General features: G+C 64.8%; 6 protein-coding genes. All 6 read left to right on the top strand.

Features of this window, described 5'->3' with window-relative positions; genetic code table 11:
* The first annotated feature begins 58 nt into the window (after nt 1-58).
* From EN949_RS32595 to EN949_RS32570, 6 genes are read left to right on the top strand one after another with little or no spacing between them, the layout of a single operon-like run.
* Nucleotides 59-502 carry an SRPBCC family protein gene (locus EN949_RS32595; RefSeq protein WP_013530850.1) on the top strand — a complete coding sequence of 148 codons (444 nt, stop codon included), beginning with the start codon at nt 59-61 and terminating at the stop codon, nt 500-502.
* 12 nt (nt 503-514) lie between these two features.
* A complete protein-coding gene (locus tag EN949_RS32590; protein ID WP_127366525.1) occupies nt 515-1,309 on the top strand; it encodes an FAD binding domain-containing protein in 795 nt (264 codons plus the stop codon).
* Nucleotides 1,310-1,369: 60 nt separating this feature from the next.
* Complete coding sequence (locus tag EN949_RS32585; RefSeq protein ID WP_127366526.1) at nt 1,370-1,852, top strand: (2Fe-2S)-binding protein; 483 nt, start codon at nt 1,370-1,372, stop codon at nt 1,850-1,852.
* Nucleotides 1,853-1,863: 11 nt separating this feature from the next.
* Nucleotides 1,864-3,231, top strand: a complete 1,368-nt coding sequence (locus EN949_RS37195; protein ID WP_127366527.1) for a xanthine dehydrogenase family protein molybdopterin-binding subunit — start codon at nt 1,864-1,866, stop codon at nt 3,229-3,231.
* A gap of 1 nt (nt 3,232) precedes the next feature.
* Nucleotides 3,233-4,237 carry a molybdopterin cofactor-binding domain-containing protein gene (locus tag EN949_RS37190; protein WP_023756899.1) on the top strand — a complete coding sequence of 335 codons (1,005 nt, stop codon included), beginning with the start codon at nt 3,233-3,235 and terminating at the stop codon, nt 4,235-4,237.
* Between the two features lie 7 nt (nt 4,238-4,244).
* Nucleotides 4,245-5,126, top strand: coding sequence for a MoxR family ATPase (locus EN949_RS32570; protein ID WP_063172537.1), 882 nt, complete (start codon nt 4,245-4,247; stop codon nt 5,124-5,126).
* Nucleotides 5,127-5,398 lie beyond the last annotated feature (272 nt).

Raw genomic sequence — 5,398 nt, 5'->3', positions numbered from 1 at the left:
TCGCTGAAATGGCCGCCCTACCCTTGCACCGGATCGCTTTTGCAAGGGAACATTTTGAATGGCCAAAGTCACCATCTCCAGCGTCATCGACGCGCCGGTCGAAAAGGTCTGGGCGCGCATACGCGACTTCAACGGGCTGCCGGACTGGCATCCGCGCATGGTGGAAAGCCACATTGAAGACGGCAAGGATGCCACCACAATCGGCTGCGTGCGCAATTTCCAGCTCGCCAGCGGCGCCCGCCTACGCGAAAAGCTGCTCGACTTCTCCGATCAGAATTTCCTGGTCAGCTACTCCATCCTCGAGACGCCGCAGCCGCTGACCAACCACAAGGCGACCCTGCAGCTGCGGCGCGTGACCGATGGCGACCGCACCTACGCCGAATGGACCGCCAGCTTCGACGCCGCCCCCGAGGAGGCAGACAAGCTGGCCGAGGGCATGGGCGCCAATGTCTTTCAGGGCGGCTTCAACGCCCTGAAAAGCCATTTCGCCGGCCAGAGCTGACAGGAGCCAACCATGGCGCTGGCACTGCAGACTTTTGCAACGGTGAAAGACGCGAACGCGGCACTGAAGGCGGCCGGCACTCGCTATCTCGGTGGCGGCACGCTGGTCGTCCGCGCGGCCAATGAAGGCGATGTTTCGGTATCCGGCCTTATCAGGTCGACCGAGCCGTCCCTGTCCACCATCGCCGTTGCCGGCGATAAAGTCCGCATCGGCGCTTCGGTGACCATGGCGGCGATCGCCGGCCATCCGGAGCTCGGCACGCTCGCCAAGGCCGCCCGCGCCGTCGGCGGCCCGGCCATCCGCAACATGGCGACCGTCGGCGGCAATCTTTTTGCCCCGGCCCCCTATGGCGATTTCGCCGTTGCCCTGCTGGCGCTCGATGCGACGGTCAGCACCGATGACGGTGAAACGCCGATCGAGACTTTTCTGGCCAATCGGGGCGGCAGCCGCGCCGTCGTCACTTTCGTGAGCGTCACGCTTCCGAAGGCCGCCAGTTTCCGCTTCCTGAAAGTGTCGAGGATCAAGCCCAAGGGCGTCTCCGTGCTCAGCATAGCCGGTGATCTGGAACTGTCGTCGGATGGCTCCGTGACCTCGGCGCGGATCGCGCTCGGCTGCATGGCGGATCGGCCCATGCGCGCCAGGGCGGCAGAAAAAGCGCTGATCGGCCGAACGCTGACCGCTGACGGCATCGCGCCGGCTATGGCCGCGGCCGGTGATGGCATCTCGCCCATCACCGACTCGATCGCCAGCGCCTGGTATCGCGCCGAAGTCCTGCCGGTTCATCTCGGCCGGTTGCTGCTCGCATAATATTTCGTTCGGGGGCGCGCGTCTGTCCGCTGGTTCGGGCAGGCGCGCTGGGAGGAAAACATGGCAAAGGTTCCGGTTCAATTCACGCTCAACGGCTCGGAAAAGGCCGAATTCATCGACAGCGGCACGACGCTGCTTCAGGCGCTGCGCGACAAGATCGGCGACACCTCGCCGAAAGGCGGCTGCCATCAAGGCACCTGCGGCGCCTGTTCTGTCATCATAGACGGCGAACTCCGGCTCTCCTGCCTGACGTTGGCCGAGACCTGCAATGGCGCCGTCATCAGCACGACATCAGGGCTTTCGGAAAGCGGCGTGCTGCACCCGTTGCAGCGGGCCTTCCTCGACACGTTCGCCACGCAATGCGGCTTCTGCACGCCGGGCATGCTCATGGCAGCCAAGGTGCTGCTCGACCACACGCCCAACCCCAGCCGCGACGAGGTGGTCGAAGCGCTGTCGGGCAACATCTGCCGCTGCACCGGCTACGAGCCGATCATCCAGGCGGTGCTGACCGCCGCGCGGTCCAACTCTCAGAACGCGGCTTGAGGTTACAAAAAATGGAACTGCGCAAGAGCTACTTCGCCGATGTCCGCAAGGATGATCTGCACGAGATCGGCCAGCCGCGGCCGCGCTCGGATTCACCCGGCCATGTCACCGGCAAGACCGCCTTTTTCGCCGACCGCAACTTTCCCGGCATGCTGCACCTGAAGATGGTGCGCAGCCCGCATCACCATGCCCGCATCCGCTCGATCGACACCTCCGAGGCGGAGAAACATCCAGGCGTGGTGAAAATTCTGACCGCCAAGGATGTGCCGCACAATGTCTACACCATCCTGATCCTGATCCAGATCGGGCCGGAGGACGAGACGGTGCTTGCCGACGGCAAGGTGCGCTGGAAGGGCGAGGCCGTGGTCGCGGTGCTGGCCGAAACCGAGCGCGCGGCACAAGAGGCCGCAGCCAAGGTCAAGGTCGACTATGAGGTGCTGCCGGCCGTCTTCGACATGGAAGAGGCGCTGAGACCCGACGCGCCGCTGGTCAACGAATATCACGGCCAGAATTATTACCTCTATGATAGCGGCGAGTGCCGCAAGGTGCGCTTCGGCGATGTCGAGGCGGGCTTCGCCGGCGCCGACCACATACTGGAGCAGAGCTACCAGTCTTCGCCGATCGAGCACGCGCCGACCGAGACCACCGGCTGCGTGGTGGCGCCCGAGGGCAATGACCGCTTCACCTGCTACACCAACACGCAGGCGATGTTCTTCACGCTCGACAACACCTCGATCATCCTGCAGATGCCGGGCAGCAAATTGCATTTCGTCGGCGGCACAGTCGGTGGCGGTTTTGGCGGCAAGGTCGACGTCATCGTCGAGCCGATCGCCATCCTCGGCGCAAAACTAACAGGACGACCAGTCTGTTTTATCTACAGCCGCGAGGAGGAGATGCAGATCTCGTCGCCGCGCGCCGCTGAAAAGGTCGTCATCAAGGACGGCGTCATGAAAGATGGCCGCATCGTCGCGCGCAAGGTCACCGGATACACCGATGCCGGCGCCTATTCGCGCCACTCGCCCTATGGCGCGCAGAAGGGCGCGGGGCATTATCCCGGCCCCTACACTATTCCGAATGTCTGGATCGACACCTACTGCGTCTACACCAACCGCACGCCGTCGTCGGCCATGCGCGGCTTCGGCGTCACCATCGGCGATTTCGCGCTGGAGGTGCAGATGGACAAGCTGGCGCGCCTGATCGGCATGGATCCGCTCGAATTCCGCTTCATCAACGCCTATCGCGACGGTGATATGAAAGCGCACCGCCAGCCGACAGAGGGCGCCGCACTGATCGAATGCATGCAGGAAGCTTCGCGCGCCGCCAACTGGCCGGTGGCGGAAAGGTACATGGCGATGTCCTCCTACGTGAAGGGAGCTTGAGATGGCGATCAGGCGCGGACGCGGCGTTGCCGCGATCAACTATCCCACCGGCATGAACCTCGGCGGCGACCCGACGCAGGCGCTGGTGCACTCGACGCCAACAGGCAATTTCATGGTGACATTGTCCTCCGTCGATCTCGGCCAGGGCATGAAGCAGATCATGGCGCAGATCTGCGCCGAGACCATCGGCGTGCCGACAGACCGCGTCGTCGTCGACACCGCCGACACCGACACCGGCCCGCACTGCATGGGCACCTTCGCCTCGCGCGGTACGCACCGCGCCGGCAACGCCGTCATCCAGGCGGCAAGGGAAGCGCGGCAGGTGATGCTGGAAGTGGCCGCCGAGGAACTGGAGGTGAACGCCTCCGACCTCGAGACAGACGGCCAGGGCAACATCCTGGTCAAGGGCGCCCCGCAAAAATCGATCTCGATCTTCGATGTCGCGCTGTCCGCGCATTTCAAGCGCGGTCGCTCGATCTCGGGCCGCGGCATGTTCCTGATCCCGCGCTCCTATCCGGAGAAAGAGACTGGCGCGATGAAGCCGTCGACCTGCTACGCGCATGCCTGCACCGTGGCCGAGGTCGAGGTCGACGACGAGACCGGCGAGGTCACCGTGCTGACGGTGAAGAACGTCTTCGAGATCGGCCGCGCGCTGAACCCGAAAATGGTCGAACAGCAACTGGTCGGCGGTTCGTGGATGGGCATCAGCCATGCGCTCTACGAGACGACCGAGCCCTATTATCCCAACCGCGACCATGGCGGCACGGACTTCAACCAGTATCTGATGCCCGGCCCCGGCGACCTCGCCGAGACCGAGATCATCGTGCTGGAGCGGCCATCGGCGGACGGACCATACGGCGCCAAGGGGCCGGGCGAAATGTGCGCCAACCCGCAGATCCCGGCGGTCGCCAATGCCGTCTTCGACGCTGTCGGCGTGCGCATCGACACGCTGCCGATCACGCCGGAGCGCATCCTGCGCGCGCTGAAGGCGCAAGCGGCGAACTGAGGCTGGAATGAACGGGACAAGCGCCGAGACTGTCGCAATCTCACCGGAGGCGGTGGCGCAGCATCTTGCCGCCTCGCGCTATCTGGCCGACGACAGTCTTGCGACCGCGATCTTCCTGGCGATCCGGCTGGGGAAGCCGCTGCTGCTCGAAGGCGCACCAGGCGTCGGCAAGACGGAAGCGGCCAAGGCGATCGCCGCGCTGCTCGGCCGCGATCTGGTGCGGCTGCAATGCTATGAAGGCATCGACGCCGCGCATGCGCTCTACGAATGGAATTATCAACGCCAGCTGCTCGCCATTCGCCACGCCGGCGAGCACGAGATCGACATCTACGAAGACCGTTTCCTGATCGCCCGGCCGCTGCTGCAGGTGCTGAAAGCGCCGGAACAGCGCGTGCTGCTGGTCGACGAGATCGACCGCTCGGATCATGAATTCGAGGCGCTGCTTCTGGAATTCCTCTCCGATTTCCAGATCAGCATTCCCGAACGCGGCACGATCCGCGCCACGGCACAGCCGATCGTCATCCTGACCTCGAACCGCACCCGCGAGCTTGCCGAGGCGCTGCGCCGCCGCTGTGTCTACCACTGGATCGGCTATCCCGACGCCGAGCGCGAGGCCGCCATCATCATGCTGCGCGCAGGCAATGTGGCCGAGGTAACGGCGCGCGCGGTGGCGGCGGCCGTGCAGACCATCCGCGCCCGGCCGCTGGCCAAGCCGCCGGGTATCGCCGAGGCCGTCGAATGGGCCAATGCCGCGACCATCCTGGAGAAGGGCGGCAGCCCGTGGCCGGAAGCCTTCCGCCGCGCCATCGGCGTGCTGATCAAGGACGAGGAAGACCTTTCCTACATTGCGCCGGAGCTTGGACGGATCGTCGAGGAGGCACTGGCGTGACGCGGGAGGTCATTTCGCAAGGCTGGCGGGACAGCGCCCCCCTCTGTCCTGCCGGACATCTCCCCCTCAAGGGGGGAGATCGGATGTCATCCCCGCTTTCGCTAATCGCTGACGTCGCCGAACAGAGCGAAGCGCCGAAGCTGCCAATCTCCCCCCTTGAGGGGGAGATGTCCGGCAGGACAGAAGGGGGCGACACAGAATGATGCGGGAAACAAGCTTCCCCCGCGCCGCCTCGCCATTCCTGGGTTTTGCCAGGCTCTTGCGCCGCTACG

This window comes from Mesorhizobium sp. M7A.F.Ca.US.007.01.2.1 (assembly GCF_003998165.1).
GTDB lineage: Bacteria > Pseudomonadota > Alphaproteobacteria > Rhizobiales > Rhizobiaceae > Mesorhizobium > Mesorhizobium ciceri.
This window is presented reverse-complemented; position numbering and strand designations above follow the sequence as displayed.

Coding starts and splice junctions, on each gene's coding strand:
- EN949_RS32585 (WP_127366526.1), top strand. CDS start 1,370: ATGGCAAAGGTTCCGGTTCAATTCACGCTCAACGGCTCGGAAAAGGCC.
- EN949_RS37195 (WP_127366527.1), top strand. CDS start 1,864: ATGGAACTGCGCAAGAGCTACTTCGCCGATGTCCGCAAGGATGATCTG.
- EN949_RS32595 (WP_013530850.1), top strand. CDS start 59: ATGGCCAAAGTCACCATCTCCAGCGTCATCGACGCGCCGGTCGAAAAG.
- EN949_RS32570 (WP_063172537.1), top strand. CDS start 4,245: ATGAACGGGACAAGCGCCGAGACTGTCGCAATCTCACCGGAGGCGGTG.
- EN949_RS37190 (WP_023756899.1), top strand. CDS start 3,233: ATGGCGATCAGGCGCGGACGCGGCGTTGCCGCGATCAACTATCCCACC.
- EN949_RS32590 (WP_127366525.1), top strand. CDS start 515: ATGGCGCTGGCACTGCAGACTTTTGCAACGGTGAAAGACGCGAACGCG.